The organism is Nitrospina watsonii (assembly GCF_946900835.1).
Classification (GTDB): domain Bacteria; phylum Nitrospinota; class Nitrospinia; order Nitrospinales; family Nitrospinaceae; genus Nitrospina; species Nitrospina watsonii.
Window position 1 is genome coordinate 884410 of sequence record NZ_OX336137.1, and the last position, 23550, is coordinate 907959.

At 59.8% G+C, this 23550-nt stretch carries 22 protein-coding genes; 6 read left to right on the forward strand and 16 right to left on the reverse strand.

Annotation, left to right across the window (positions count from 1 at the left end):
* Positions 1-20 precede the first annotated feature (20 nt).
* The 16 genes from ftsZ to QML71_RS04055 form a co-directional block, all read right to left on the reverse strand.
* On the reverse strand, positions 21-1220 hold the full coding sequence (ftsZ, locus tag QML71_RS03980) for a cell division protein FtsZ (protein WP_345742336.1): 1200 nt from the start codon (positions 1218-1220) through the stop codon (positions 21-23).
* A gap of 23 nt (positions 1221-1243) precedes the next feature.
* Entirely contained in the window at positions 1244-2476 is a 1233-nt protein-coding gene (gene ftsA, locus QML71_RS03985; RefSeq protein ID WP_282010610.1) for a cell division protein FtsA, read from the reverse strand.
* 18 nt (positions 2477-2494) lie between these two features.
* On the reverse strand, positions 2495-3400 hold the full coding sequence (locus tag QML71_RS03990) for a cell division protein FtsQ/DivIB (protein WP_282010611.1): 906 nt from the start codon (positions 3398-3400) through the stop codon (positions 2495-2497).
* Between the two features lie 9 nt (positions 3401-3409).
* The gene (locus QML71_RS03995) at positions 3410-4333 is read right to left on the reverse strand and encodes a D-alanine--D-alanine ligase (RefSeq protein WP_282010612.1); all 924 of its coding nucleotides are present in this window, start codon (positions 4331-4333) and stop codon (positions 3410-3412) included.
* Between the two features lie 147 nt (positions 4334-4480).
* Positions 4481-5542 carry a UDP-N-acetylmuramate dehydrogenase gene (gene murB, locus QML71_RS04000; RefSeq protein ID WP_282010613.1) on the reverse strand — a complete coding sequence of 354 codons (1062 nt, stop codon included), beginning with the start codon at positions 5540-5542 and terminating at the stop codon, positions 4481-4483.
* Positions 5536-6954 carry a UDP-N-acetylmuramate--L-alanine ligase gene (gene murC, locus QML71_RS04005; protein ID WP_282010614.1) on the reverse strand — a complete coding sequence of 473 codons (1419 nt, stop codon included), beginning with the start codon at positions 6952-6954 and terminating at the stop codon, positions 5536-5538. The genes murB and murC overlap by 7 nt, the downstream gene beginning before the upstream one ends.
* A 38-nt stretch (positions 6955-6992) precedes the next feature.
* Positions 6993-8087: an undecaprenyldiphospho-muramoylpentapeptide beta-N-acetylglucosaminyltransferase gene (gene murG / locus QML71_RS04010; protein ID WP_282010615.1), complete on the reverse strand. Its 1095-nt coding sequence runs from the start codon at positions 8085-8087 to the stop codon at positions 6993-6995.
* A gap of 10 nt (positions 8088-8097) precedes the next feature.
* A complete protein-coding gene (gene ftsW, locus QML71_RS04015; protein ID WP_282010616.1) occupies positions 8098-9207 on the reverse strand; it encodes a putative lipid II flippase FtsW in 1110 nt (369 codons plus the stop codon).
* A 45-nt stretch (positions 9208-9252) separates the two neighbouring features.
* Entirely contained in the window at positions 9253-10605 is a 1353-nt protein-coding gene (gene murD / locus QML71_RS04020; protein ID WP_282010617.1) for a UDP-N-acetylmuramoyl-L-alanine--D-glutamate ligase, read from the reverse strand.
* A gap of 4 nt (positions 10606-10609) precedes the next feature.
* Positions 10610-11695 carry a phospho-N-acetylmuramoyl-pentapeptide-transferase gene (gene mraY, locus QML71_RS04025; RefSeq protein ID WP_282010618.1) on the reverse strand — a complete coding sequence of 362 codons (1086 nt, stop codon included), beginning with the start codon at positions 11693-11695 and terminating at the stop codon, positions 10610-10612.
* A gap of 9 nt (positions 11696-11704) precedes the next feature.
* The gene (locus QML71_RS04030; protein ID WP_282010619.1) at positions 11705-13099 is read right to left on the reverse strand and encodes a UDP-N-acetylmuramoyl-tripeptide--D-alanyl-D-alanine ligase; all 1395 of its coding nucleotides are present in this window, start codon (positions 13097-13099) and stop codon (positions 11705-11707) included.
* A complete protein-coding gene (locus QML71_RS04035; protein ID WP_282010620.1) occupies positions 13092-14594 on the reverse strand; it encodes a UDP-N-acetylmuramoyl-L-alanyl-D-glutamate--2,6-diaminopimelate ligase in 1503 nt (500 codons plus the stop codon). Before QML71_RS04035 ends, QML71_RS04030 begins: the two co-directional genes overlap by 8 nt.
* A gap of 68 nt (positions 14595-14662) precedes the next feature.
* Positions 14663-16408, reverse strand: coding sequence for a peptidoglycan D,D-transpeptidase FtsI family protein (locus QML71_RS04040; protein ID WP_282010621.1), 1746 nt, complete (start codon positions 16406-16408; stop codon positions 14663-14665).
* A gap of 13 nt (positions 16409-16421) precedes the next feature.
* Positions 16422-16745, reverse strand: coding sequence for a cell division protein FtsL (locus QML71_RS04045; protein ID WP_282010622.1), 324 nt, complete (start codon positions 16743-16745; stop codon positions 16422-16424).
* The gene (gene rsmH, locus QML71_RS04050) at positions 16738-17679 is read right to left on the reverse strand and encodes a 16S rRNA (cytosine(1402)-N(4))-methyltransferase RsmH (RefSeq protein WP_282010623.1); all 942 of its coding nucleotides are present in this window, start codon (positions 17677-17679) and stop codon (positions 16738-16740) included. The genes QML71_RS04045 and rsmH overlap by 8 nt, the downstream gene beginning before the upstream one ends.
* Positions 17680-17705: 26 nt before the next feature.
* Complete coding sequence (locus QML71_RS04055) at positions 17706-18149, reverse strand: division/cell wall cluster transcriptional repressor MraZ (RefSeq protein WP_371832115.1); 444 nt, start codon at positions 18147-18149, stop codon at positions 17706-17708.
* Between the two features lie 383 nt (positions 18150-18532).
* Between QML71_RS04055 and QML71_RS04060 the strand changes: the two genes are divergently transcribed.
* The 6 genes from QML71_RS04060 (at position 18533) to QML71_RS04085 (ending at position 23548) form a co-directional block, all read left to right on the forward strand.
* Positions 18533-19027, forward strand: a complete 495-nt coding sequence (locus QML71_RS04060; RefSeq protein WP_282010625.1) for a cytochrome c maturation protein CcmE — start codon at positions 18533-18535, stop codon at positions 19025-19027.
* A gap of 93 nt (positions 19028-19120) precedes the next feature.
* Positions 19121-21136: a heme lyase CcmF/NrfE family subunit gene (locus tag QML71_RS04065; RefSeq protein ID WP_282010626.1), complete on the forward strand. Its 2016-nt coding sequence runs from the start codon at positions 19121-19123 to the stop codon at positions 21134-21136.
* A 5-nt stretch (positions 21137-21141) separates the two neighbouring features.
* The gene (locus tag QML71_RS04070) at positions 21142-21639 is read left to right on the forward strand and encodes a cytochrome c-type biogenesis protein (RefSeq protein ID WP_282010627.1); all 498 of its coding nucleotides are present in this window, start codon (positions 21142-21144) and stop codon (positions 21637-21639) included.
* A gap of 4 nt (positions 21640-21643) precedes the next feature.
* A complete protein-coding gene (locus QML71_RS04075; protein ID WP_282010628.1) occupies positions 21644-21994 on the forward strand; it encodes a hypothetical protein in 351 nt (116 codons plus the stop codon).
* Between the two features lie 58 nt (positions 21995-22052).
* Entirely contained in the window at positions 22053-22793 is a 741-nt protein-coding gene (locus tag QML71_RS04080) for an ABC transporter ATP-binding protein (RefSeq protein ID WP_282010629.1), read from the forward strand.
* Positions 22794-22867: 74 nt separating this feature from the next.
* Positions 22868-23548 (forward strand): heme exporter protein CcmB, encoded by a 681-nt coding sequence (locus QML71_RS04085; RefSeq protein ID WP_282010630.1) that lies wholly within the window; start codon positions 22868-22870, stop codon positions 23546-23548.
* Positions 23549-23550 lie beyond the last annotated feature (2 nt).

Genomic DNA, 23550 nt, shown 5'->3' on the forward strand with positions numbered 1-23550 from the left:
TTCCCGGACGTGCCAGCGGCCTAGTCGGCGTGCTTGCGCAGAAACGTCGGGATGTCGTAGTTGGACTCGTTGGCCACCGAATCCGGCGATTCCTTGCGGATGGAGGCGGCCAGTTGTTTCAGTCCGCTTTTGCGGAACAGCGGCGCGCGCGGGCTGGGGCTGTCGGCCTGCGTGTCGCCCCCCACCACCTTCTTGTAAGGCAGGGTGTTTTCGTGCGGCGCAGCCACGGTCAATTCCCGCTCTTCGGGCATTTCCTGCTCGTACGGTTTGTCAAACCCGGTGGCGATCACCGTCACCCGCATCTCGCCCTGCAGATGCTTGTCGATCACCGCACCGAAAATGATGTGCGCGTCTTCGTGCGCGTTCTTCTGGATCAGCGATGCCGCTTCCGTGACCTCGTGCAGCGTCAGGTCGTCGCCGCCGGTGATATTGATGAGCACGCCTTTCGCGCCATCCACCGTGGCTTCGTCCAGCAACGGGCTGGAGATGGCTTTCTCCGCAGCTTCCACCGCGCGGTTTTCGCCCGTCGCCGTGCCGCCGCCCATGAGAGCCTTGCCCATGCCGGACATGATGGTCTTGACGTCGTTGAAGTCGAGGTTGATGAGTCCCGGAATCACGATCAGGTCCGAGATGCTGCTCACCGCCTGGCGCAACACGTCATCGACATGACTGAAGGCGTTGGTCAACGGCGTGTCCTTGGAGATGAAGCTCAGCAGCCGCTGATTGGGGATGACGATCAAGGTATCGACCGCGTCCTTGAGCGCCTGCAAGCCTTCTTCCGCCTGCCGCTCACGCTTGCGGCCTTCAAACACGAACGGCTTGGTGACGATGCCGACGGTCAACGCGCCCAGCTCGCGCGCGATGCCGGCGATGATCGGCGCGCCGCCGGTGCCGGTGCCGCCGCCCATGCCGGCGGTGATGAACACCATGTCCGCGCCTTCCAGCATGGTGCGGATCTGGTTTTTGTTTTCTTCCACGGCGAGGCGGCCCATTTCCGGATTGGAGCCCGCGCCCAGCCCTTTCGTCACTTCCGCACCCACCTGCACCTTGCTCTGGCAGGGGGAGGCTTCCAGCGCCTGCACATCCGTGTTGACGGTGATGAACTCCACCCCCTGGATGTGCGAACGCACCATCGCATTGACGGCATTGGAACCGCCACCGCCGACCCCGACCACCTTGATGCAGGCGGAGTACTCATTGTCCTGTTCAAATTCTATCAAGCCCATTTGTTCCTCCTTGTCCATTAAAAGAACTCTTCCATCCAGCCTTTCATCCGGCTGAAAATTTTATCGAACAGATTCCTGCCCTGAAGCTCCGTGTACTTGCCCGCCTTGAAGCACCGGTCTCCGTAAATGATCAATCCCGTACACGTCGCGTACACGGGATTGTTGACGACGTCGATCAATCCACCCAGGCCCATGGGGGTGCCGATGCGCACCGGCGCCTGGAACACTTCCTCCGCCAGCTCCGCCATGCCGGGCATGGACGCCGAACCGCCGGTGATGACCAGCCCGGAGGAGATGTGTTCCTCGAAGCCGGAGTTCTGGATTTCATGATTGAGCATTTCAAACATTTCGCGCACGCGGGCCTCGATGATCTCGCTCAGGATCTGTCCGGAGACCTTCATCATCGGGCGGCCGCCGACGCTGGACACCTCGATGCCCTCTTCGTCGCCGAGCAACGCCGAGTAGGCGCAGCCGTAGGCGTGCTTGATTTTTTCCGCTTCCGCATTGGGCGTGCGCAGACCGATGGCGATGTCGTTGGTCACCTGCGCCCCGGCGATGGCCAGCACCGACGTGTGCTTGATCGCACCCTCATAAAAGATGGCCAGGTCCGAGGTGCCGCCGCCGATGTCGATCAGCGCCACGCCCAGTTCCTTTTCGTCGCTGGAGAGCACCGATTCGCTCGACGCCAGTTGCTGCAACACGATGTCCTGCACGCCGAGCCCCGCCTTGTTGACGCACTTGACGATGTTCTGCGCGGAGGTGACGGCGGCGGTGACGATGTGCACCTTCGCCTCCAGTCGGACACCCGCCATGCCGAGCGGCGTCTTGATGCCGTCCTGATTATCGACGATGAATTCCTGCGGCAGCACGTGGATCACTTCGCGGTCCAGCGGGATGGCGATGGCCTTGGCCGCATCGATGACGCGATCGATATCCTGCTGGTTGATCTCCTTGTTCTTGACGGCGATGATGCCGTGGCTGTTCATGCTCTTGATGTGGCCGCCGGCGATGCCGACGAACACGGACTCGATCTCCGTGCCCGCCATCAATTCCGCTTCTTCCACAGCGCTGCGAATGGATTCCACGGTGCCGTCGATGTTCACCACCACGCCTTTACGCAGTCCGCGCGAGGGCGATTGGCCGAGCCCGATGATTTCGATTTCACCCTGCGGGCTGACCTCGGCGATGATGCAGCAGATCTTGGTGGTGCCGATGTCGAGGCCCACAACATAATTTTTCTTTTTGGACATGTGCGGGTTTCCCTCCTGTTATGACTTCTTGATCGGTGTGGCTGCCCCGCCCGCCGGATCGTCGCGAACCACCACGCGGTCCGCGAAGGACAGATCAATGAACCGAACCGTCGCGATGTCGGATTGCAGTGCTTCCAGAACCATTTTGAAATTGCCGAAGCCTTCCGCCAGCCGGTCCACCGCCATGCGCACCGTCACCTCGCGGGTGCCGGACGTGAACATCAGATGATGCGGTTCGGTGAACCGCACCGCGTTGAACGGGCGTTCGCGGAACGCCTCCAGTTGATTGAGCGAGTTCATCGCCTGCAAACCGGGGACGACCCAGTCGATGTGCACCGGTTTGCCCAGCTCCACACGGTCGAGAGCGCCCGCCTGGATCAGCGGCAGGGCGTCGTAGCCGCCGGAATCGAGGGCGATGAGAACGCCGTAGTGATCCATCAGGTACACCCGCTCCAGTTGCAGGCGCGCGTACGGCACGCGTTCCTGCAAATGGATATGCAGGCTCTGCGGCAGCTTGCGGATCACCGACACATCCTGCACCCAGTTGTCGCTTCGGATGGGCGTCAGCACGTTTTCGAGATCGACATGAAAGATGTTTTCGCCGAACACCGGCGCCGCCACGGCGTACAGGTTTTCGGCGCTGACCGTTTTGTTGCCGTGAAAGGTGACGCGGCTGATGTTGAACTGCGGCGCCGTGGTGAAAAACAGGTACCCGTGGAACAGGCCGTACACCAGCACTGCGGCCAGCACGCATTTCGCACCCCAGTCGAGACCGATGCGCAACACCGTCTGCACGTTGACCTCGCGTTTCGGTGAGGTGCGGTAGCGCACGGCTTTCGTCTTCTGCCGCTTCGACCGCTGCGTGTGCGCCTGCTTCCAGCCGGAAGACCGGTTGCGCGGCGATGTGGAGGTGTAATCGACCATGATAAAATCTCAGTCCGTGTAATCGCGTTGTGCGGTTTTCAAAATTTCCAGTACCAGGTCGTCGAACGACAGGCCCGCCTCTTTCGCCGCCATCGGCAGCAGGCTGGTCGGCGTCATGCCCGGCACCGTGTTCATCTCCAGCACATATGGCACGCCGTCGTCGGAGAGGATGACATCGACGCGCGGGAAACCGCGTCCCTTCAGAATCTTGAACGTGCCGGTGGCCACCTGCTGGCAGGTTTCCCGTTCCACCATGGTCAACGCCGCCGGACAGAGGTACTCGGTCTTGCCTTGCGTGTACTTCGATTCGTAATCGTAGAACCCCGACTTGGGCCGGATGTGCACGATCGGCATCGGCTGTTCGCCGTGCATGCCGATGGCCAGCAGTTTGCCGTCGATGAACTGTTCGATCACCACTTCCTCCGTGTAGCGGAACGCCAGGTCGAGCGCCGCCTCGAACTCTCCCGCCTCGCGCACGATGGTGACGCCGAGGCTCGATCCCTGGTCCGACGGTTTCACCACCACCGGCAACTCCAACTGCCGCTGGAACGCGTCGCGTTCGCCCTGGCGCAGGACCTGGTACGGTGCCGTCGGGATGGCGTTCTGCATGAAAATCTCCTTGGAGGTGACCTTGTTGTAGGCCACCGCGCTGCCCAGCACGCCGGACCCGGTGTACGGGATGCCGGCGTATTCGAGAAGGCCCTGAATGGTGCCGTCCTCGCCGTAGGTGCCGTGCAGGGCGACGAATGCGAGGTCGATGGACGCTTCTTTGATCTTCGTCATCACATCGTGATCGGCGTCGATGCCGACCGCCTTCAGGCCCAGCCGCTGAATTGCGTTCAGCACTTCGCGGCCCGTGGTCAGCGACACCTCCCGTTCCTGCGACAGGCCGCCCATCAGGACGCCGATGGTTTTGTCGTTCAATGACTGCACACGCGTTCCCGGCTTTCTAAAAAATTACTGGTCCGCCCCCGACCCGGCCAAAGGTCGGGGCAAAGGAAGGAGGGGTGCCTTTGTGCTGCGGACCATATTCGGTTGTTCATGCGGGCGTCCCTCATTCCACCCGCGTTTTCATTCCACTCAATCCCAGTCGCCGGTGACCACGATCTCGGTTTCGAGATCGATGCCGGTTTTGTCTTTCACCACCTTCTGCACGGTTTCGATCAACTCCAGGATGTCGGCGGCTGCGGCTCCGCCCTGGTTGACGATGAAGTTGGCGTGCTTGATGGAGACCGCCGCATCGCCGATGCTGAAGCCTTTCAGGCCCGCCTCTTCGATCAGTCGCCCGGCGGTGTCGCCTTCCGGGTTCTTGAATACGGAGCCGGAGTTGGGCAGCGTCAGCGGCTGTTTTTGCCGCCTGCGGTCGAGGTGCTGGTCGATGGCTTTCTGCACGGCCATGTGGTCGCCTTTTTTCAGTTTCAGTTCGGCTTCGATGACGATGCCGCCCGGTGTGGGGAAGGTGGTTTTGCGGTACTGGAACACCAGTTCCTCACGCGTCAGCACTTCCACTTCGCCGTCGTCGTTGATGCGCGTGACGCTGCGGATGACGTCGCCGATCTCGGTGCCGTCGGCCCCGGCGTTCATCACCACCGCGCCGCCCAGCGATCCCGGGATGCCGACCAGGTCTTCGATCCCGGTCAGCGAGTACTTGGCCAGGTACTTGACGAGGTAGGACATCTTGGCGCCCGCGCCAACGCGCACGGAGGCGACTTCCTCGCCGCTCGACAGGCGCGAGAAGATCGGCGTCTGGATGGCTTTGAATATTTCCTTGATGGAGATGACGATGCCGCTGATGCCGCGGTCGGCGACCAGCAGGTTGGTGCCTTCTCCCAGCACGAAGACCGGCATCTCGCCCCGGTTCTTCAAAATGGTTTTGATGTCTTCAAGGCTCTTGGGAATGATGAAGTAGTCGGCCGGGCCGCCCACGCAAAGAGACGTGTGCCGGGACATCAGTTCGTTCTGGCGCACTTCTCCCTGAAGGGTATCCAGCCATTTCATGGATCGGGTCATGGCGTTTCTCTTGAAAAATTTTTTCCCGAGTATGGTTTTGGGCACATCGGTGACGGTTGCAAAGTGGACGTTGTGCCCGTGATTCATGTGGGCGAAACGGATGAGTCTGGATTTCCAGGGATCGTTCAGCATGCAGAGGCATCCTTTCCTGCGTTCCCGCCGCGGAGCCCGGCGGGGAGGTTGGCGATCAGTTCCCGTCCCAGTTCCCAGATGTTCCCCGCGCCCAGCGTCAGCAGCACATCGCCGGGCTGGAGGAGGTGGGTCAGGCGGTCCTGAGTGTCGTTGCGGTCCTTGCGGTGTTCCACGTGCTTGTGGCCGAAGTCCTTGATGCCTTCGACCAGGCGTTCGGCGGTCACGCCTTCGATCGGGTCTTCGCCTGCCGCGTAGATGTCGTTGACGATCACGTGATCGGCGTGGTGAAACGAAGACCAGAATTGTTTCAGTAAAGATTTCGTGCGCGAGTAACGGTGCGGCTGGAACACGACCACGAGGCGGCGGTCCGGCCAGACTTCGCGCACGGTGCGCAGCGTTGCCTGAATTTCGACCGGGTGGTGGCCGTAATCATCGACCACCACCAGCGGCTCGGTGTCGTGAATGATTTCGAAGCGGCGCTGCACGCCGCGGAACTGTTTCAGGGCGTCGGCGAGGATGTCGAAAGTCAGGTTGAGTTCCATCGCCACCGCCACCGCCGCCAGCGTGTTGAGCACGTTGTGGCGTCCGGGCGCGACGGAATGCAGCGTGCCCAGTGATCGGCCCTGATGGAACACGTCGAACCAGGTGTCGAGACCTTTGAAGCGGATGTTGCGCGCCGTGTAGTCGGCCTGGCTCGTCAACCCGTAGGTGATGAAGCGTTTTTCCACGTGCGGGATCAGCGACTGAATTTCGACCTCGTCGAGACACAGCACCGCCGTGCCGTAGAACGGCACCTTGTTGATGAACGAGAGGAAAGCTTCCTTCATGGTGTCGAGCGTTCCGTAAAATTCCATGTGTTCCTCGTCGAGGGTGGTGACCACGACCACCGTCGGCGTCAGTTTCAAAAACGAACCGTCGCTTTCGTCCGCTTCGGCGACGAGGAACTGGCTCTGCCCCAGTTGAGCGTGGCTGCCGACGCTTTTGAGCTTGCCGCCGATGACCACCGTCGGGTCGAGCCCGCCTCCGGCCAAAAGCGTCCCCACCAGCGAGGTCGTCGTTGTTTTGCCGTGTGTGCCGGCGATGGCGATGCCGTATTTCATGCGCATCAGCTCGGCCAGCATCTCGGCGCGGCGGATGACCGGGACTGATTGGTCGCGCGCCGCCTTCACTTCCACGTTGTCCGCCTTCACGGCGCTGGAGGTGACGACCACCTGGCAGTCGGCGACGTTCCTGGCGGCGTGGCCGTAATGGATCGTCGCGCCGGCTTTTTCCAGATGTTCGGTGACCGGCGAGCGCGACAGGTCGGACCCTGTCACCTCGTAACCCTGGTTGATCAGCACTTCAGCAATGCCGCTCATGCCGGCTCCCCCAATACCGATGAAATGAATGCGTCGTGTTTTCCCCAGAAACATGGGAGCTCATGATCCTTCCTGTTAAAAAGGGCGGCCTGTTACGTGGCCGCGCCCATCAGTTGACGGCACACATCGCGCACCCGCAGAGTGGCGTCGCGCCGTCCCAATCGATAACTGTTCATGGCCTTCTCCTGCAATGCCTCGGGATGCTGCATGGCGTCGAGGATGGACTGGGCCAGTTTGTGTCCTTTGATGTTGCGGTCGAGGATCACCTCCGCCGCGCCCGCCGCTTCCAGCACGCGGGCGTTGTGTTCCTGATGATTGTGCGCGGCGAATGGAAACGGGATGAGCACCGAAGCCTTGCCCGTCGCCGTCACTTCCGCCAGGGTGGTGGCCCCGGCGCGGCAGATCACCAGTGACGCCTTCCTGTACTGCTCTTCCATGTCGTACATGAATGCCTCGGCGCGGGCGGTGAATCCCGCCTGTTCGTAACCTTGCCGAACCCGCGCTTCGTCCTTTTCTCCGGTTTGATGCACGATGTGGAGGTCGTCCTTGACGCCCTGCAAAGGTTCCAGCGCTTCCATCATCGCCGCGTTGATCGACTGGGCGCCCTGGCTGCCACCCAGCACCAGCACATGGAACGGTTGCCCCGGTTGCCACGCTTCCGGCTCCTGCTCTTTCGCAAATTCCTCGCGGATCATGTTGCCTGTCTCCACCACCTTGTCCGCCGGGAAGTAGCGTCGCGACTCTTCGAACGACACGGCGACCTTGTCGGCCATTTTGGCGATCAGGCGATTGGTGACGCCGGGTACGGTGTTTTGTTCGTGCACGAGGATGGGGATGCGCAGCAGCCACGCCGCCACCGCCACTGGACCCGATACGTAACCGCCGACGCCGACCACCAGGTTCGGGCGTTTGCCCATCAAAAATCCCAGCGATTGCGCGAGGCCCAATGGCAGCTTGCACCACGACACCCAGCGCCCCAGTCCCTTCTTGCCCAGCAAGCCGCCAGACAGGATGGTTTTGAGCGGCAGGCCTTCGCGCGGCAGCACGCGGGCTTCGATCCCGTGCCGGGTGCCGACGAATGTGATTTCGATCGTTGCGTCCATGGCTTTCAGCGCTTTGGCGAGGGCGATGCCGGGATACAGGTGTCCTCCCGTTCCGCCTCCGGCTATGACGACGTAGTTCGCCATCGTGTTTGCATCAACGTCGGACCGTATGTTCCGAGATGTTCAACAAAACCCCCATGCACAGCATGGTGATCAATAACGACGACCCGCCCAGACTGATGAACGGGAGCGTCAATCCCTTGGTCGGCAGCAGCCCCACCGCCACGCCCATGTTGGTGAACGCCTGAATGGCGACCAGCAAAGTCAGGCCCATGGCCAGGTGTGTGCCGTACATGTCCTTGGCGTGGTAGGCGATCTTGAAACCACGCCACAACACCAGCAGGAACAGAGCCAGAATGCCGAGCGTGCCGATAAATCCCAGTTCCTCCCCGACGACGGAGAAGATGAAATCGGTGTGCGCTTCCGGCAGATAAAACAGTTTCTGCCGGCTGTCGCCCAGCCCCAGTCCCCACAGGCCGCCGCGTCCGAAGGCGATGAACGACTGCACCGCCTGGAACCCCGTGTCCGAGGGGTCGGCCCACGGATCGAGGAACGACAAGAGGCGGCGTTTGCGGTACTCGGCGCTCAACACCGCCGAGATCAGAAACGGCGCGGCGGCGGCCACCGAATAAATCAGATAATTTTTTTTCACCCCGGCGATGTACAGCATGGTGAAGCAGACAATCGAAATGATGAGTGCCGTGCCGAAATCCGGCTGCAGCAGAATCAGCATGAAGAAGATGCCAAGCACAATCAGGTTCGGCAAAAAACCGTAAGCGAAGTTGCCCAGTTTGTCGGCGCGCTTGACCAGCGACTTGGCCATGAACAGGATGACGGCGAACTTGGCCAGCTCCGACGGCTGGAACGAAAAGCCGCCGATCACCAGCCAGCGCCGTGCGCCGCCGACTTCCTTGCTCATTTGGGGAAACATGACGCCGATCAGCAGCAGCACGGTGACCGCCATGATGATGTAGGTCGCGCCCTCGAGTTTGTGGTAATCGACCGACTTCGCCGCCAGCAGCAGCGCCGTTCCCAGGATCGCCCACAGGATGTGGCGCTTCAGGAAGTACCAGGAGTCGTGGTACTCCTCCATCGCATACACCGCGCTCGAGCTGAACACCATGACGATGCCGATCAGCACCAGCAGTGCCACGGCGAAAGCGAGTATGCGGTCGCATCCCTGTTCTGAGTTGTTTCGTCCCATAACGCATCATTCGTGAAGAACCCCCGATGGGCTCTGTCATTCCATTTACAAACGGTTCACACAATCGCGGAAACGATCACCGCGGTCCGCATAATCGCGGAACATATCGAAACTGGCGCAGGCCGGCGACAGCAACACCACGTCGCCCGGCTCCGCGGCCGCGTAGGCCGCTTTGACGGCGGCGTCCATGCTGTCTGCCTCTTCATAAACGAACGAGCCGTTCAACACGGCTTGGATTTTTTGCCGGGCTTCGCCGATCAGCACCATGTGTTTGACACCGCGCCGGAACGCCTTGGTGAGCAGCGAGAAATCGCTCCCCTTGTCCTTACCGCCGATGATGAGGATCACCGGGCGATCGAAACTTTTGAGCGATTTTTCGACGGCGCCGATGTTGGTGCCTTTCGAGTCGTTGATGAAATCGACACCGTTCAACGTGCGCACCCATTCCAGCCGATGCGGCAGGCTTTCGAATTCGCGCAGGGTCGGCAACATGGCCGCCGGGTCCACGCCAGCAAGGTAGGCGGTGGCGATGGCCGCCAGCACGTTTTCCATCTGCCGGGCCAGCGCCGGTTTCAAATCGTCCAGTTCAACCACCGGGATGGCGGCGCCGCCGCGTTGCAGGCAGGCGGTGCGCTCTTCCATGTATGCGCCCGCAAGGATTTCGCGTTGCGTGCTGAACCAAACCGGTTCCGCTTTTTGGTCCTCGGCCATTTTTTTCACCCAGGGGTCGTCTGCGTTGACCACCATCCAGTCGTTTTCGGTCTGGTTGGCGGCGATGCGCCCCTTCAAGGCGGCGTAGTGTTCCATTGAGCCGTGCCGGTCGAGGTGATCCGGAGTCAGATTCAGGATCACGCTGATGAACGGATGAAACGTGCTCGCGCCTTCCAGCTGGAAACTGCTGACTTCGAGCACCATGTAATCTTTCGGCGGCGGATCGATCAGCGCGACGAAGGGCACGCCGATGTTGCCGCCCACCTTCACGTCGTAGCCCGCGTTCTGCAGCAACGCCGCGATGAGCGACGTGGTCGTGGTCTTGCCGTTGGTGCCGGTGATGGCGATGATCGGCGTCGTGCAAAGACGTGACGCCAACTCCAGTTCGCTCACGATGTCCACGCCGCATTTCCGGAGCGGCTCCAGCGCCGGGTTGTGGATGTCCACACCGGGACTGAGCACGATGAGGTCGAGGGCGCTGCCCTCCGGCGCGTCGCTCTCCGGAGCCGAGGTCTCGAACCGGGCGTCGATGCCGTCCGCCAGCTGCGCCACGGCGTGTTCCAGTTCGGCGCGCGGTTTCTGGTCGTACACCGTCACCTTCGCGCCGTGCGCAGCCAGAAAGTTGGCCGTGGCGATGCCGGTGCGCGCGAGGCCTACGATGGCGATGGATTTGCCGTTCAGGTCCATAAGTTCATCTCAATTTCAATGTGCTCAGGCTGAGCATGGCGAGTACCACGGCGATGATCCAGAAACGGACGATCACCTTGGGCTCTTCCCAACCCATGTGTTCAAAGTGATGGTGCAATGGGGCCATCTTGAAAAACCGTTTGCCCCCGGTGTATTTGAACCAGGCCACCTGGATGATGACCGACAGGGCTTCGATGACGAAGATGCCGCCGACCAGGATCAACAGCAGTTCCTGCTTGGCGATCACCGCCACCGTGCCCAGGATCGCGCCCAGCGACAGCGAACCGACGTCGCCCATGAACATTTGCGCCGGGTAGGCGTTGAACCAGAGAAAGCCAAGGCTGGCCCCGACCATGGCCGAGGTCAGCACCGCCAGCTCGCCGGCGCTGCCCACGTACTGGATGTTCAGGTAGCCCGCAAATTTGAAATGCCCGGTGATGTACACCAACGCCGTGTAGGTCAATGTGGCGATGATGATGGGACCGATGGCAAGGCCGTCGAGTCCGTCGGTCAGGTTCACTGCGTTCGAGGTGCCGACGATGACGATGACGATCAGCACCACGTACCAGCCGCCGATGTCGGGCGTGAAATCCTTGAAGAAGGGCACGTACAGATTGGTGGCGAAACCCATGCGGTTGGGATCGAAGTAGGTGCAGAACAATCCCACCACCGTGGCGACGAGGATCTGCCAGAAAATTTTGGTGCGCGCCGTGAGGCCGTTGCCTTTGCGCAGCTTCAGAAAGTCGTCCACGAAACCGATGAGGCCGAAACCGACGGCGACGAAGATCAGCAACCAGATGTACAGGTTGGTCAGGTTCGCCCACAGCAACGTCGCCAGCAGAAAGGTGAACAGCACCAGCAGGCCGCCCATCGTTGGCGTGCCCGATTTGGTGATGTGCGACTGCGGACCGTCGGTGCGGATGGTCTCGCCGATTTCCAGCTTCTGCAGAGAGCGGATGACAATGGGGCCGAAGATCAGGCACAGCAACAGCGCCGTGATGCCGGCGTAGGCCGAGCGGAACGTGATGTAACGGAACACGTTGAAGATCGAATAATCAGCGCTGAGCGGATAGAACAGGTGATAGAACATGGTTTGAATTTACCGGTCCGAGCCGGTGAACCTTTCAATCACGGTTTCCATTTGCGATCCCCGGGACCCCTTGAACAGCAGGCAATCGCCTTTGCGTGCGTGGTGCGTCAGATATTGCGCGGCCTCGTCGTGCGTTTCCGCGCTGTGCACGTGGTCGCGCTTCATGCCCGCGTTGACGGCGGCATCGGCAGCCAGTTTTGCCAGCACGCCGACGCTGACGAGACAGTCGATTTCGTTTTCCTCCGCCCATTGTCCGACCTTCCGGTGCGCGGCTTCTTCCTGTGCGCCGAGCTCCAGCATGTCGCCAATCACCAGAAAGCGGCGACCGGAGCAGGGCAGGGCGCGCAGGGTCTTGATGGCTTCCAGCATCGAGCGCGGGTTGGCGTTGTAGGTGTCGTTGAGCAGCGTCATGCCCTGGTGTTCAAAAATCTGGCCGCGTTGGTCGAGGCCCTGTGTGCGTTGCAGTCCGGACGCCATGCTGTTGGCGTCCATGCCCAGCGCTGCGCCCACGGCCAGCGCCGCCAGGGCGTTGCTCACATTGTGCATGCCGGAAAACGGCAACCGCACCGGCACGGTGGCGTCGAACACGTTGGCGGTGAACTCGATGCCGCCGACGTCAGCGGAACGGATGTCGCGTGCCTGCACATCGGCGGTCGGATCGAGGCCGAAGGTGATGATGCGGGCGCGCAGGTTGCCGACGAGTTCCCGCACCAAGGGGTCGTCGGCGTTGACGACGGCGGCGCCGGTCTCCGGCAACGCTTCGAACAGTTCGCCTTTGGCGGCCTGCACGTCGTGGATGGTTTCCAGGTGCACCATGTGCGCTTCCGAAATATTGGTGATGACGCCGATCTCCGGACGCGCGATTTCGGCGAGGCGGCGGATCTCGCCCGCCGCACTCATGCCCATCTCCAGCACCGCGACCTCGTGCTCCGCGTTCAGGTCGAGCAGCGTCAAAGGCAGGCCGATGTGGTTGTTCAGGTTGCCCTGCGTCTTCAGCGTCTTGAATTGCGTGGAGGTGATGGCGGCGATCATTTCTTTTGTCGTCGATTTGCCATTGGTGCCGGTGACACCGACCATGCGCACTTTATGTTGATTGCGGTGAAACGCCGCCAGGTCCTGCAACGCCTTCAAGGTATCCGGCACCTGCACGGCGAACGGTCCGTCGGCCATGCGATCCAGCGGCAACCGGGCGCGATCGGAAACGATGACACCCGCGGCCTGTTTGGCGATGGCGTCGTTCAGGAAATCGTGGCCATCGAAGCGGTCGCCCTGGATACAGAAGAACAGTTCGCCCGCCTTCAGCGTGCGCGAATTGATGGACACGCCGGAAAAGCGCGCCGACGCTTCGCCCCGAACCTGTTCTCCCTGGGTGGCTTCGAGTACGGTATTCAAATCGCTATCCATTCACATTGAACCTTTGTTGCAACGCGGCGACGGCTTCTTCGCGGTCGTCGAAGTGAATTTTTTCCTTACCGATGATCTGGTAATCCTCATGCCCCTTGCCCGCGATCAGCACCAGGTCGCCGGGCTCGGCCTTGTTGATGGCGAAGCCGATGGCGGCGCGCCGGTCCGGCAGCACCATGTAGCGGCCTTCCGGGTCGATCTCGTCGGGGATGCCGGCGCAGATCTGGTCGATGATGTGGTTCGGGTCTTCCGTACGCGGGTTGTCCGAGGTGATGACGGCGAAGTCGGCCAGTTCCACGGCGATCTTTCCCATGACCGGACGCTTGGTGGCGTCGCGGTCGCCGCCGCAGCCGAACACGACCAGCACCCGGTTGGTCGTCACCGTGCGCGCGGCCTTGAGCGCGTTGACGAGCGCATCGTCGGTGTGCGCGTAATCCACGGCCACGATGAAATTCTGATCTTCATCCACCTTTTCGAAACGGCCCGGCACCCGGGCGAGTTCGCGCACGCCGCGGGCGATGGTGTCGAGAGTGATGCCCTGGATGACTCCCACGGCAGCTGCCGACAGGATGTTGTACACGTTGTGGCGGCCCAGCAGCATCGACTTGATTTCTGTGGCGCCATAAGGCGTTTTCAACCTGAACTGCACGCCGTCGGGTCCGATCTTCAAATTTTCCGCAGTGACGTCCGCCGACTGATCGATGCCCGTTGTCAACGTGACCTGTGGCAGCTCGGCGGCGAGTTCGCGGCCGACGTCGTCGTCGATGTTGATCACCTGTTTGCCGACGGTGCAGTCCAGGAACAGGCTCTTCTTGCTTTTTTTGTAGTGGTCGAGCGTCTTGTGATAGTCGAGGTGGTCGCGCGAGAAATTGGTGAACACGCCGATGGCGAATTTGAGTTCGCGCACGCGTTTCAGGGCGAGGGAATGCGACGACACTTCCATGACGCCGCGTTGAATGCCTGCCGCCCACATTTCCGCCAGCATGCGATTGATCTCAAGAGCTTCCGGCGTGGTCATCGGCGCCGGGCGCAGGGTGTCGGCGTAGCGGTAGTTGATGGAACCGATGACGCCGCTGGGTTCGTCGTTCGCCTTGTAAATGCTTTCCAGCAGGTAGGTGAGCGTGGTTTTGCCGTTGGTGCCGGTGATGGCGGTGAGTTCCATGTGGTGTGACGGATCGCCGTAAAACCGCGCCGCCACCCAGGCGAGGGCGTGGCGCGCGTCGGTGACGTGAATACCGGTGGCGTTCTGGCCGCCGATGCCCTGCTCCATCAAGTCTTCGACACTGGATTCGGTGATGTAGGCGCCAGCGCCTTTCTGTAACGCGTCGTCGATGAACCGGCTGCCGTCGTGATGCAGCCCCGGCATGGCCACAAACAGCGCGCTCGGCTCGACCTTGCGCGAGTCGTAGGCGATCGAGCCGATCTCGCGGTCCAGCGTCCCCACCAGATTCTGCAGGGGAAATCCGTTGATCAATTTGGCGAGTTTCTGGTTCATCACAAAGTGGACCCTACAGTTTGCAGAGGGTGAATGTTCATTTGTCCCCGTGTTCGTTTTGACGACAATCATGTCCGGTCCAGAACAAAAACACGCTCCTTGCTGGATGGAATGTGCAGGTAGCGCAGGGTTTTTTCCGCGAGGCGCTGGAACACCGGCGCTGCCACCTCTCCGCCCCAGTACGATTTCTGCGGTTCGTCGATCATCACCAGGATCACCAGCCGGGGCGCGTCTGCCGGCACAAAGCCGATGAACGAGGCCAGGTAGGCGGAGGTGGAATACGTGTGCGTTTCAGGATCGATCTTCTGTGCGGTGCCGGTTTTGCCTGCCACCTCGAATCCGGGAATGGCCGCCTGTTTGCCGGTGCCGTTTTTGACCACCTGCTTCAGCATGTCGATCATCTGGCGGCTGGTGTGGCGGGTCAGCACGCGGCGGATGACCTGCCGTTCCGGTTGCGCCACCATCTCGCCGTCTTTCAGCATGGCGTGGGTGAGGTGCGGTTTCAGCAGCAGGCCGCCGTTGGCGATGGCGGCCATGGCGGCGGTCATCTGCATGGGCGATACCGAAATCTCGTGGCCGAAGGAAATGGACGCCAAAGACAACCCCGACCACTGCGACAGATCGCGCACCGTGCCTGCGGTTTCGCCGGGGAGATCGATGCCTAACCGGCTGCCGAAGCCGAAGTTGCGGATGTATTCGTGGAAACGGTTCTCACCCAGTTTTTCCGCGACCTTGATGGCCCCGATGTTGCTGGATTTGGAAATGATTTTCTGCAACGTCAGCCAGCCGAACTTGTGGTTGGCGGCTTCACCGATGTGGACGCCGCCGACTTCGTAGTTGCCGTTTTCGCAGAAGAAAATGTCGTTGGGGCGGGCGATGCCTTCTTCCAGCGCCGCGGCGACAACGATGGGCTTGAAGATCGAACCCGGCTCATAGGCGTTGGACACGGCGGGGTTGCCCCACAGCGTGCGCGGAAACGCGGCGAAGTTGTTGGGGTTGAATCCCGGGTACGAGGCCAGGGCATAGATGCCGCCGTCGTTGGGGTCCATGACGATGACCAGGCCGCTTTTGGCCTGCGACGCGCGCACCTGTTTTTCCAGCTCCTGCTCGGCGTAAAACTGAATGACTTCGTCGATGGTCAGGACCAGGTCGCGATTGCGCTGGCCCAGCGGGTCTTCACCCAGCCCGGTTTGCAGGTAACGGCCCCGCGCGTCCTTTTCCACCACCTTGCGGCGCAGCTTGCCTTTCAATAGAGAGTGCTGTTCGTGCTCGATGCCGGCCAGACCCTGATTGTCGAGGCCGACGAACCCCAGCGTGCTGGCGGCCAGCTGGCGGCGCGGGTAAAACCGTTTGCTCTCTTTAATGAAGCCGACGCCGGGCAGATCGAGCTGGTGCAACCGGGCGATCTCATCGAGACGGCCCTTGCGCTTGATCCAGACGAAGTGTTTTTTGGACTGTACTTTTTCCAGCACGTCTTTCGGGTCCAGGTTCAGGGTGCGGGCCAGGGTGGTGGCGGTTGCTACCGGATCGAAGATTTCGCGGGGATCGATGTAAACGGACTCGACGTCGAGATTGGTGGCCAGCAGGCTGCGGTTTCTATCAAAAATATGGCCCCGGCCGGTGGCGATTTCCACCGTCCGCACGTATTGTTTGCGGGACTGCGAAAGCAGGTCGTCGTGCTGGAAGATCTGCAAATGCACCAGCCGCCCCGCCAGCGCCAGGCCGAAGCCGACGATCAGAACCGAGACCACGGTCATGCGTCCCTTCAGGGCGGAGTACAGGGATTGCGGTGAATTTTTTTTGATGCGGCGCATGCGCGTGGCCTCACTACTTTACGAAGATCGTGACGATCTGTTCCGGCTGGGGGTGTTGCATTCCCAACCGGTGTTCGGCCAGGTACTGGACCCGGTCCAGAGACAGCAGGCTGTCCCGTTCCAACTTGAGAAGGGTGTGTTCGCGGAGCAGCTGGGTGTGAAGGCGTTGCTGGGCCTGGAACTCGTACGACAGCTTGACCATGCGCACGTTGGGCCAGACATAGAACAGCGCTCCGAATAAAAACAGCGTCAGCACGATGACGACCACGCGGAACTCCGCGGGCGACAGGTGAATCTGGTTGCGGGCCCACCTCAGCCACGGGCGTTGATCAGACATGGATGCGCTCCGCTGCGCGCAACCGCGCGCTGGAGGACCGGGGGTTGGCCGCGATTTCTTTTTCCGACGGCTTGACCACCTTCCGGGTCAGAATCTTGAGCCTGCTTTTGCGTCCACACACGCACACCGGCATCTTCGGCGGACACACACAGCCTTTCGCCTCGGTGCGAAAAAAATCTTTAACAATCCGGTCTTCGAGAGAATGAAAGGAGATCACCACCATGCGCCCGCCGGGCGGCAGGCATTCGAGAGCGTCTTCGAGCGCTTTCTGGATGTGGTCCAACTCACGGTTAACCGCAATGCGCAGGGCTTGGAAGGCTTTGGTGGCCGGGTGTATTCGGGGAACACGCGACGGTTTCGCCGCGCTGGAGAGGATTTGGGATAGTTCGAAGGTTGTTTTGATAGGATGTGAGCCCTGCGCTTTGCGGATAAACCGTACGAGTTGTCTGGGTCGTTTCTCTTCTCCATACTTGCGAAAAATCGTTTCCAGCTCGCCATCGGAGAGCGTTGCGAGCAGGTCGGCTGCCGTGGGGCAGTCCTGATTCGGGTCCATGCGCATGTCCAGCGGCCCGTCGTGACGGAAGCTGAACCCGCGCTCGGGGACGTCCAGTTGCCGGGACGACACGCCCAGGTCCAGCAATATGCCGTCCATCGGCGTCTCCGGCGTGTGCCGGGCCAGTATGCTTTTGACTTCGCTGAAGCTGCCGTGCACCAAAATGACCCTCTCCTCGAATGCGGCCAATCGTGATCTGGCCCGTTCCAGAGCTTCGGAATCCCGGTCGATACCCAGGACCCGCAATGACGGCCCGGCGTTTAGCATTGCCTGCGTGTGCCCCCCGTCCCCCAGGGTGCCATCGACAATGAGCCTCTTGCTGTGGGGTTCTATATAATGAAGGACCTCCTCTAACAGAACTGGCGTGTGGTAATTCACCATGGCGGAATCGGCCCTCCACGATCCCCTCAAATCTCAAACCGGTCGGTGGCCCAGATCTCAAACGTTTTGGACATACCGACCAGAGTCACTTCTTTCTTCAGCCCGGCGCGCTCGCGCTGGTGCTGGGCGATCAGGATTTTCCCGGACTTGACTTCGCATTCGCTGGCCTGTGCGTAGATTTCGCGCATCTTGTTGCGATCGTCGCCGTCCAGCCCTGACAGGTGGCTGAGCTTCTCCTCATTCACCAGCCATTCTTCCTGAGGAAAGGCGATGAGGTATTCGCGGTCTTTACGGCCTTCCTTGTCCGGCATCACGGCCACCACCAGATTGGGGTTGTCGTATTGCTTGTCCATAAGGCCCTTGAACTTCGCAGGCACGTTGAGACGGCCCTTTTCATCCAAGCTGACCTGATATGTCCCTAGAAAACCAACCATTTGTACCCTGCCAAAGGTAAACTGCCTGCCCACCATAATATGACACTATTAGACACATTTCGACACTATGCTAGCATAGCGTGACATTCTGTCAATAAAAAAAGAAAAAAATACGAAGGCGGCGAGGCGGGATGAGAAGGCTTGAGACCGGCAATTTGCCGTTGCCGGGGAGGGGAATTCGCGACCCCTTTGCGACCCTCCAAATGAGCCGGCAAAGAATTTGGAAATTTAACTGGAATCCGGGGGGCGGATTGGGGGTAAAATAGGGAATGCAGTGGATGCTACCGGGGCGTTCTCCAGTGAGTTGGATGGGGGGGAATTGCTTTGACAAATTTTACATGCGAATGCTACTATGGCCCCAATCGAAAAGGATTGGATTCATTCAAGTTAACCCTTATATTTAAAGAGATTGCAAACCCATGCAACACAGAAAAATCAAGTTCGCGGTGGGCGCTTTTTTAATTGTGGGAGCGATTGCCTATCTGATCACGACCAGCATCAGCAGCACGTCCAAATTTTTTGTGACCGTCGATGAGTTGACGGAGGGTCTGGATGAGTTTCGTGGCGCCGGGTTGAAGGTAAAGGGAACGGTTGTGCAGGGTTCCATCGTCCGCGATCCGGACAACACGCTGGATGTGGCCTTTCAGATAGAGGAAAAGAAATCGGTATTGCCTGTCACCTACACGGGCGTGACTCCGGATATGTTTGAAGACGGTCGCGAGGTGGTCGTCGAAGGCACCATCGACCACAACGGGGTGTTTCATGCCAACACCCTGCTGACCAGCTGCCCGTCGAAGTACGAAGCGGAGAAGGAAGCGGGGAAATCCCACCCGGGCGACATCCCGATAGACGGGAAACAGAAACAGCCTGTTTTGGAAAGCCCGAAAATTCTGACCAAAAAGACCGCCATCTGAACTGTCCCTGTGGGATGAGTGGCCGGAACGATTTTCCGGTGTCTTCCCGTTTCGGTGTGTCGGGCGCTATTTAATGAATAAGGAACCGAAAGCATGAATGAATTGGGCGAATTTGCATTGATGGTGGCGTTGGCCACGGCCCTGTACGGGGTGGTGGGCTATGTCATGGCCTTCCGCGGCAACCGCGTCGATCTGTACATGAGTGCGGACAAGACACCCCTGATCGTCTGGACCTGTGTGGCGGTGGCGTCCGTTTCATTGTGGTACGCGTTTCTCACCAACGACTTCAGCGTCGAATACGTGTGGGCGTACTCCAACCGCGAGCTCGACATCTTTTACAAATTTTCCTCGTTCTGGGGCGGACAGAAGGGATCGCTCCTGTTCTGGACCCTGATCCTTTCCACCTACATGCTGATCGTGTATGTCCAGAACCGGAAACAGAACGTGCGTCTGGTGCCGGTGGGGCTGGCGGTGATGATGGTCATCGCCATTTTCTTTCTCGGCCTGCTCAACTTCAGCACCAATCCTTTCGAGCGCATTCCGCTGCCGCCGGAAGACGGACGCGGTCTGAATCCGCTGCTTCAAAATTACTGGATGGTGATTCATCCGCCGACGCTGTACCTCGGTTATGTCGGCTTCACCGTGCCCTTCGCCTTCGCCACGGCGGCCTTGTTGACGAAGAACCTCGACGACGGCTGGATTCGCATGACCCGCAAGTGGACGCTGGTGTCGTGGTTTTTCCTGTGCATGGGCAATCTGTTCGGCGCGCAGTGGGCGTATGTGGAGCTGGGCTGGGGCGGTTACTGGGCGTGGGATCCGGTGGAAAACGCGGCCTTCATGCCGTTGCTCATTGCGACCGCCTTTCTGCATTCGGTGATGATTCAGGAAAAGAAGGACATGATGAAGGTCTGGAACATGTCGCTCATCCTGCTCACTTTTGTGATGACCATCTTCGGCACTTTCATCACCCGCAGCGGGCTCATCCAGTCCGTGCACACGTTCGACGAAGCGACGTTGGGATTCTATTTCCTCGGGTTTCTCGGGGTGATCATTGTGTTTTCCACGGTGCTGATTCTCAAACGCCTGCCTCTGCTTAAAAGCAATAACGAACTGGATTCGTTCCTGTCGCGTGAGAGCAGTTTCCTGTTCAACAACCTGGTGTTGCTTGGCATCACCTTCTCCACGTTCTGGGGAACGATTTTCCCGATCATTTCGGAAGCCTTCCGCGGCGTGAAGATCACCGTTGGCCCGCCGTTCTACAACCAGGTGAATGTGCCCATCGGGCTGGTCTTGCTGGCTCTGGTCGGCATCGGTCCGGTCATTGCCTGGCGCAAGGCGACGTGGTCCAACCTCAAAAAGAATTTCACAAAACCGGTACTGGTGGCGCTGGCCGGAGCGGCGGTGCTGTTTCCCTTCGTGCCGTTGACGGACAAGGCGGAAATCTATTCGTACATCACGTTCATCCTCTGCTTTTTCGTGCTGGCCTCGATCCTCACCGAGTTTTACAAGGGGGCCATCGCGCGCCATGCGGCGCATGAGGAATCGTATCCGTCTGCATTGTCGCAACTGGTCTGGAAGAACAAGCGGCGTTACGGCGGCTACACCGTCCACATCGGCGTGGTGCTGCTGTTCGCGGGCATCGCCGGGTCGCAGGCCTACGATACGGAAATGCAGAAGCACGTGCAGATCGGTGAAACCGTCAAGCTGCGCAATTACGACATCACTTACGAGCGCTTGATGGTCAAGGAGCAGACGTCGGTCAAGACCCGCGTCATCGCGCAGTTGGGCATCTTCCAGGACGGCCGCCGCATCTGGACCGGCAACCCGGAAAAGGAATTTTACAAGGGACAGAAACAGCCCGTCACCGAAGTGGACCTGTTGTCCACGTATAAGGAAGACCTGTACCTGATTCTCGCGGATTTCAATCCCGACACCAGTGCGGCGACGATCAAGATTCACATCAACCCGATGGTGAGCTGGATGTGGACCGGTGCCTGGGTCATTGCCTTCGGCACGTCCATCTGCATGTGGCCGGACCGGTTGGAGTCACGCCGCCGTCTGGAACGCCTGAAGCGTCAGGAAGCCATTTTCATGCCGGCACAGGAGTGAAGGTCATGCGCATCAAAATCATAACCGTTGCATTGTTTGTCATGTGGGCGGGCGGGTCCGTTCCGGCATTTGCGGCGACGCAACTGGAAAACCTGGAAAACGCGTTGATGTGCACCTGCGATGACAAGTGCGGCAAAGTGCTCATCAATTGCAGTTGCGATCATTCTGAAAAAATGCGCGGCACGTTGACCCAGCAACTGGAATCGGGATTGACCGTCAAGCAGATCGTCCAGACCTATGTGGACAAGCATGGCGAGACCGTCCTGTCCGCTCCCACCAAATCCGGATTCAACCTCACCGCATGGGTCACGCCGTTTGTAGCGTTGATGGTCGGCGGTTTTGGCGTGCGCAAGGCGATCGTTGCCTGGACGCGCAAACCCGGCATCGTCTCGACGGACGCGGCATCCGGCAACGGCGACAGCGAGGACGCACCGCAGAAAAAGGCTGAGGACCGACCGTATCAGAACCGGTTGAAAGACGAACTGGATCGGTTGGAAACTTGAACTCATGAGCGGTGTTCACATTCTGGAATTCATCGTTGTTGCGGCCGTATTGATTGCGGTGGGCATTCCCCTGTTCTCCAAACTCAGCGGCAAAAGACTCTATTCCCCCCTCGATCCCGCCGGTGAAGAGTACAAGCACCTGCTCGTGCGCAAGGAAGAAGTGCTCCTGTCCATCAAGGAACTGGAATTCGATTTCAATACCGACAAAATTTCAAAAACCGATTACGACAATCTCCTCGCCAAGCTGGAAGAGGAAGCATTCCAGATTTTGAAACGCATCGACGAACTGGAAGAGCAGTTCAAAGCCGACAAAAAAAAGAAGCCCAAGAAGTCCAAGCAGGTGGATGCGGCCTGACTGGACACAAACCGGTTTGCCGGGTCCGGCAATCCTCATCCTTTGAAAACCGCCAACCATGCCCGAAGCCTCCGCCGCCCAGTCGAACGACATCGCCCTCGCTGTGCGGGGCTTGCGGAAAAGTTTCGGACACATCGAGGCGGTGCGTGGCATTGAGTTCGACCTGAAGCGCGGCGAGTTCCTGACCGTATTCGGCCCCAACGGTGCCGGCAAAACGACGCTCATCCGCATGCTGGCGTCTCTGACGCGTCCCACCGGCGGCAGCGCCACGGTGGCGGGTTACGATGTCACCGCCAACGATCCCCTCATGCGGCGCGAGATCGGGGTGATCTCCCACGCCAGCTTTTTGTACGCGGACCTGTCGGCGTTCGAGAACGTGCGGTTCTACGCGAAAATGTACGGCGTCGAGCACCCGGCGGATCGCGCCAAACAGGTGATCGATGAAGTCGGCCTGCTGCCGCGCCTGCACGACCGCGTGCGCACGTTTTCGCGCGGCATGCTGCAACGCCTGTCCATCGCCCGCGCCATCGTGCACAACCCGTCGATCCTGTTTCTTGACGAACCGTACACCGGGCTGGACCAGCACGCGTCGCTGAAACTGCGCGAACAACTGGAAACGCTGCACACCCAGCACCGCACGGTGTTGATGACGACGCACGACTTTGCGCGCGGACTGGAAATGTGCGACCGCGTTGCCATTCAGGCGCGAGGCCGGTTTGTGTTGCACGAGCCGGTGCACAACATCGACACCCGCTGCTTTGAAAAACTGTATCTGGAGCAGGTCGGCCAGTCCGGTTGAAGGCGGCACGGCGCCGCAAGGGCATGGCGGCACCGGATGGAATGAGGCATAATGAACGATAGAAAGAATAGCGCATGAACGGATATTTTCAACAGATCGGCGCCATTGCCGGCAAGGATTTCAGCACCGAGTTCAAGACGCGGGAGTTGTTCAGTTCGATGTTCGTCTTCGGCCTGCTGGTGATCCTGATTTTTATTTTTTCCGTCGATCTCAGTCTGGTCAACGCCAACGCCGTCGGCCCCGGTGTTCTCTGGGTTGCCATCCTGTTTGCGGGCACGCTGGGCCTCAACCGGTCGTTCACGCTGGAAAAAGAAAACGGTTGTCTGCAAGGGTTGATCCTGACGCCGGTCGATCGGTCGGCAATTTATTTCGGTAAAATGCTGAGCAACCTGGCGTTCCTGCTCATCATGGAAGCGTTTCTGCTGCCCGTGTTCATGGTGTTTTTCAACGTCGATATCCTGTCGCATCTGGGGCCGCTGCTGGTGGTCCTGTTTCTGGGGACGCTCGGATTCAGCGCGCTGGGCACGTTGCTGTCGTCGTTGTCGTCGAACCTGAAAACGCGCGAGATCATGTTGCCGATCCTGCTGTACCCGCTGATGGTGCCCATCGCCATCGGGTCCGTGCGCATGACCAGCCAGATCCTGATGGGCAAGTCGCTTGCCGACAACCTCAACTGGCTTGGATTGACCGTGTGTTTCGATGTGATCTTCATCGGTGTGTCCATCATGACCATCGATTACATTTTCGAGGAGTGAAG

What these genes read in the sequence shown, in the direction of transcription:
- ftsA (WP_282010610.1), bottom strand. Translation starts at nt 2,476, where the DNA reads ATGTCCAAAAAGAAAAATTATGTTGTGGGCCTCGACATCGGCACCACC.
- QML71_RS03990 (WP_282010611.1), bottom strand. Translation starts at nt 3,400, where the DNA reads ATGGTCGATTACACCTCCACATCGCCGCGCAACCGGTCTTCCGGCTGG.
- murB (WP_282010613.1), bottom strand. Translation starts at nt 5,542, where the DNA reads ATGCTGAACGATCCCTGGAAATCCAGACTCATCCGTTTCGCCCACATG.
- murC (WP_282010614.1), bottom strand. Translation starts at nt 6,954, where the DNA reads ATGTTTCTGGGGAAAACACGACGCATTCATTTCATCGGTATTGGGGGA.
- murG (WP_282010615.1), bottom strand. Translation starts at nt 8,087, where the DNA reads ATGGCGAACTACGTCGTCATAGCCGGAGGCGGAACGGGAGGACACCTG.
- ftsW (WP_282010616.1), bottom strand. Translation starts at nt 9,207, where the DNA reads ATGGGACGAAACAACTCAGAACAGGGATGCGACCGCATACTCGCTTTC.
- murD (WP_282010617.1), bottom strand. Translation starts at nt 10,605, where the DNA reads ATGGACCTGAACGGCAAATCCATCGCCATCGTAGGCCTCGCGCGCACC.
- mraY (WP_282010618.1), bottom strand. Translation starts at nt 11,695, where the DNA reads ATGTTCTATCACCTGTTCTATCCGCTCAGCGCTGATTATTCGATCTTC.
- QML71_RS04030 (WP_282010619.1), bottom strand. Translation starts at nt 13,099, where the DNA reads ATGGATAGCGATTTGAATACCGTACTCGAAGCCACCCAGGGAGAACAG.
- QML71_RS04035 (WP_282010620.1), bottom strand. Translation starts at nt 14,594, where the DNA reads ATGAACCAGAAACTCGCCAAATTGATCAACGGATTTCCCCTGCAGAAT.
- QML71_RS04040 (WP_282010621.1), bottom strand. Translation starts at nt 16,408, where the DNA reads ATGCGCCGCATCAAAAAAAATTCACCGCAATCCCTGTACTCCGCCCTG.
- QML71_RS04045 (WP_282010622.1), bottom strand. Translation starts at nt 16,745, where the DNA reads ATGTCTGATCAACGCCCGTGGCTGAGGTGGGCCCGCAACCAGATTCAC.
- rsmH (WP_282010623.1), bottom strand. Translation starts at nt 17,679, where the DNA reads ATGGTGAATTACCACACGCCAGTTCTGTTAGAGGAGGTCCTTCATTAT.
- QML71_RS04055 (WP_371832115.1), bottom strand. Translation starts at nt 18,149, where the DNA reads ATGGTGGGCAGGCAGTTTACCTTTGGCAGGGTACAAATGGTTGGTTTT.
- QML71_RS04060 (WP_282010625.1), top strand. Translation starts at nt 18,533, where the DNA reads ATGCAACACAGAAAAATCAAGTTCGCGGTGGGCGCTTTTTTAATTGTG.
- QML71_RS04065 (WP_282010626.1), top strand. Translation starts at nt 19,121, where the DNA reads ATGAATGAATTGGGCGAATTTGCATTGATGGTGGCGTTGGCCACGGCC.
- QML71_RS04070 (WP_282010627.1), top strand. Translation starts at nt 21,142, where the DNA reads ATGCGCATCAAAATCATAACCGTTGCATTGTTTGTCATGTGGGCGGGC.
- QML71_RS04075 (WP_282010628.1), top strand. Translation starts at nt 21,644, where the DNA reads ATGAGCGGTGTTCACATTCTGGAATTCATCGTTGTTGCGGCCGTATTG.
- QML71_RS04080 (WP_282010629.1), top strand. Translation starts at nt 22,053, where the DNA reads ATGCCCGAAGCCTCCGCCGCCCAGTCGAACGACATCGCCCTCGCTGTG.
- QML71_RS04085 (WP_282010630.1), top strand. Translation starts at nt 22,868, where the DNA reads ATGAACGGATATTTTCAACAGATCGGCGCCATTGCCGGCAAGGATTTC.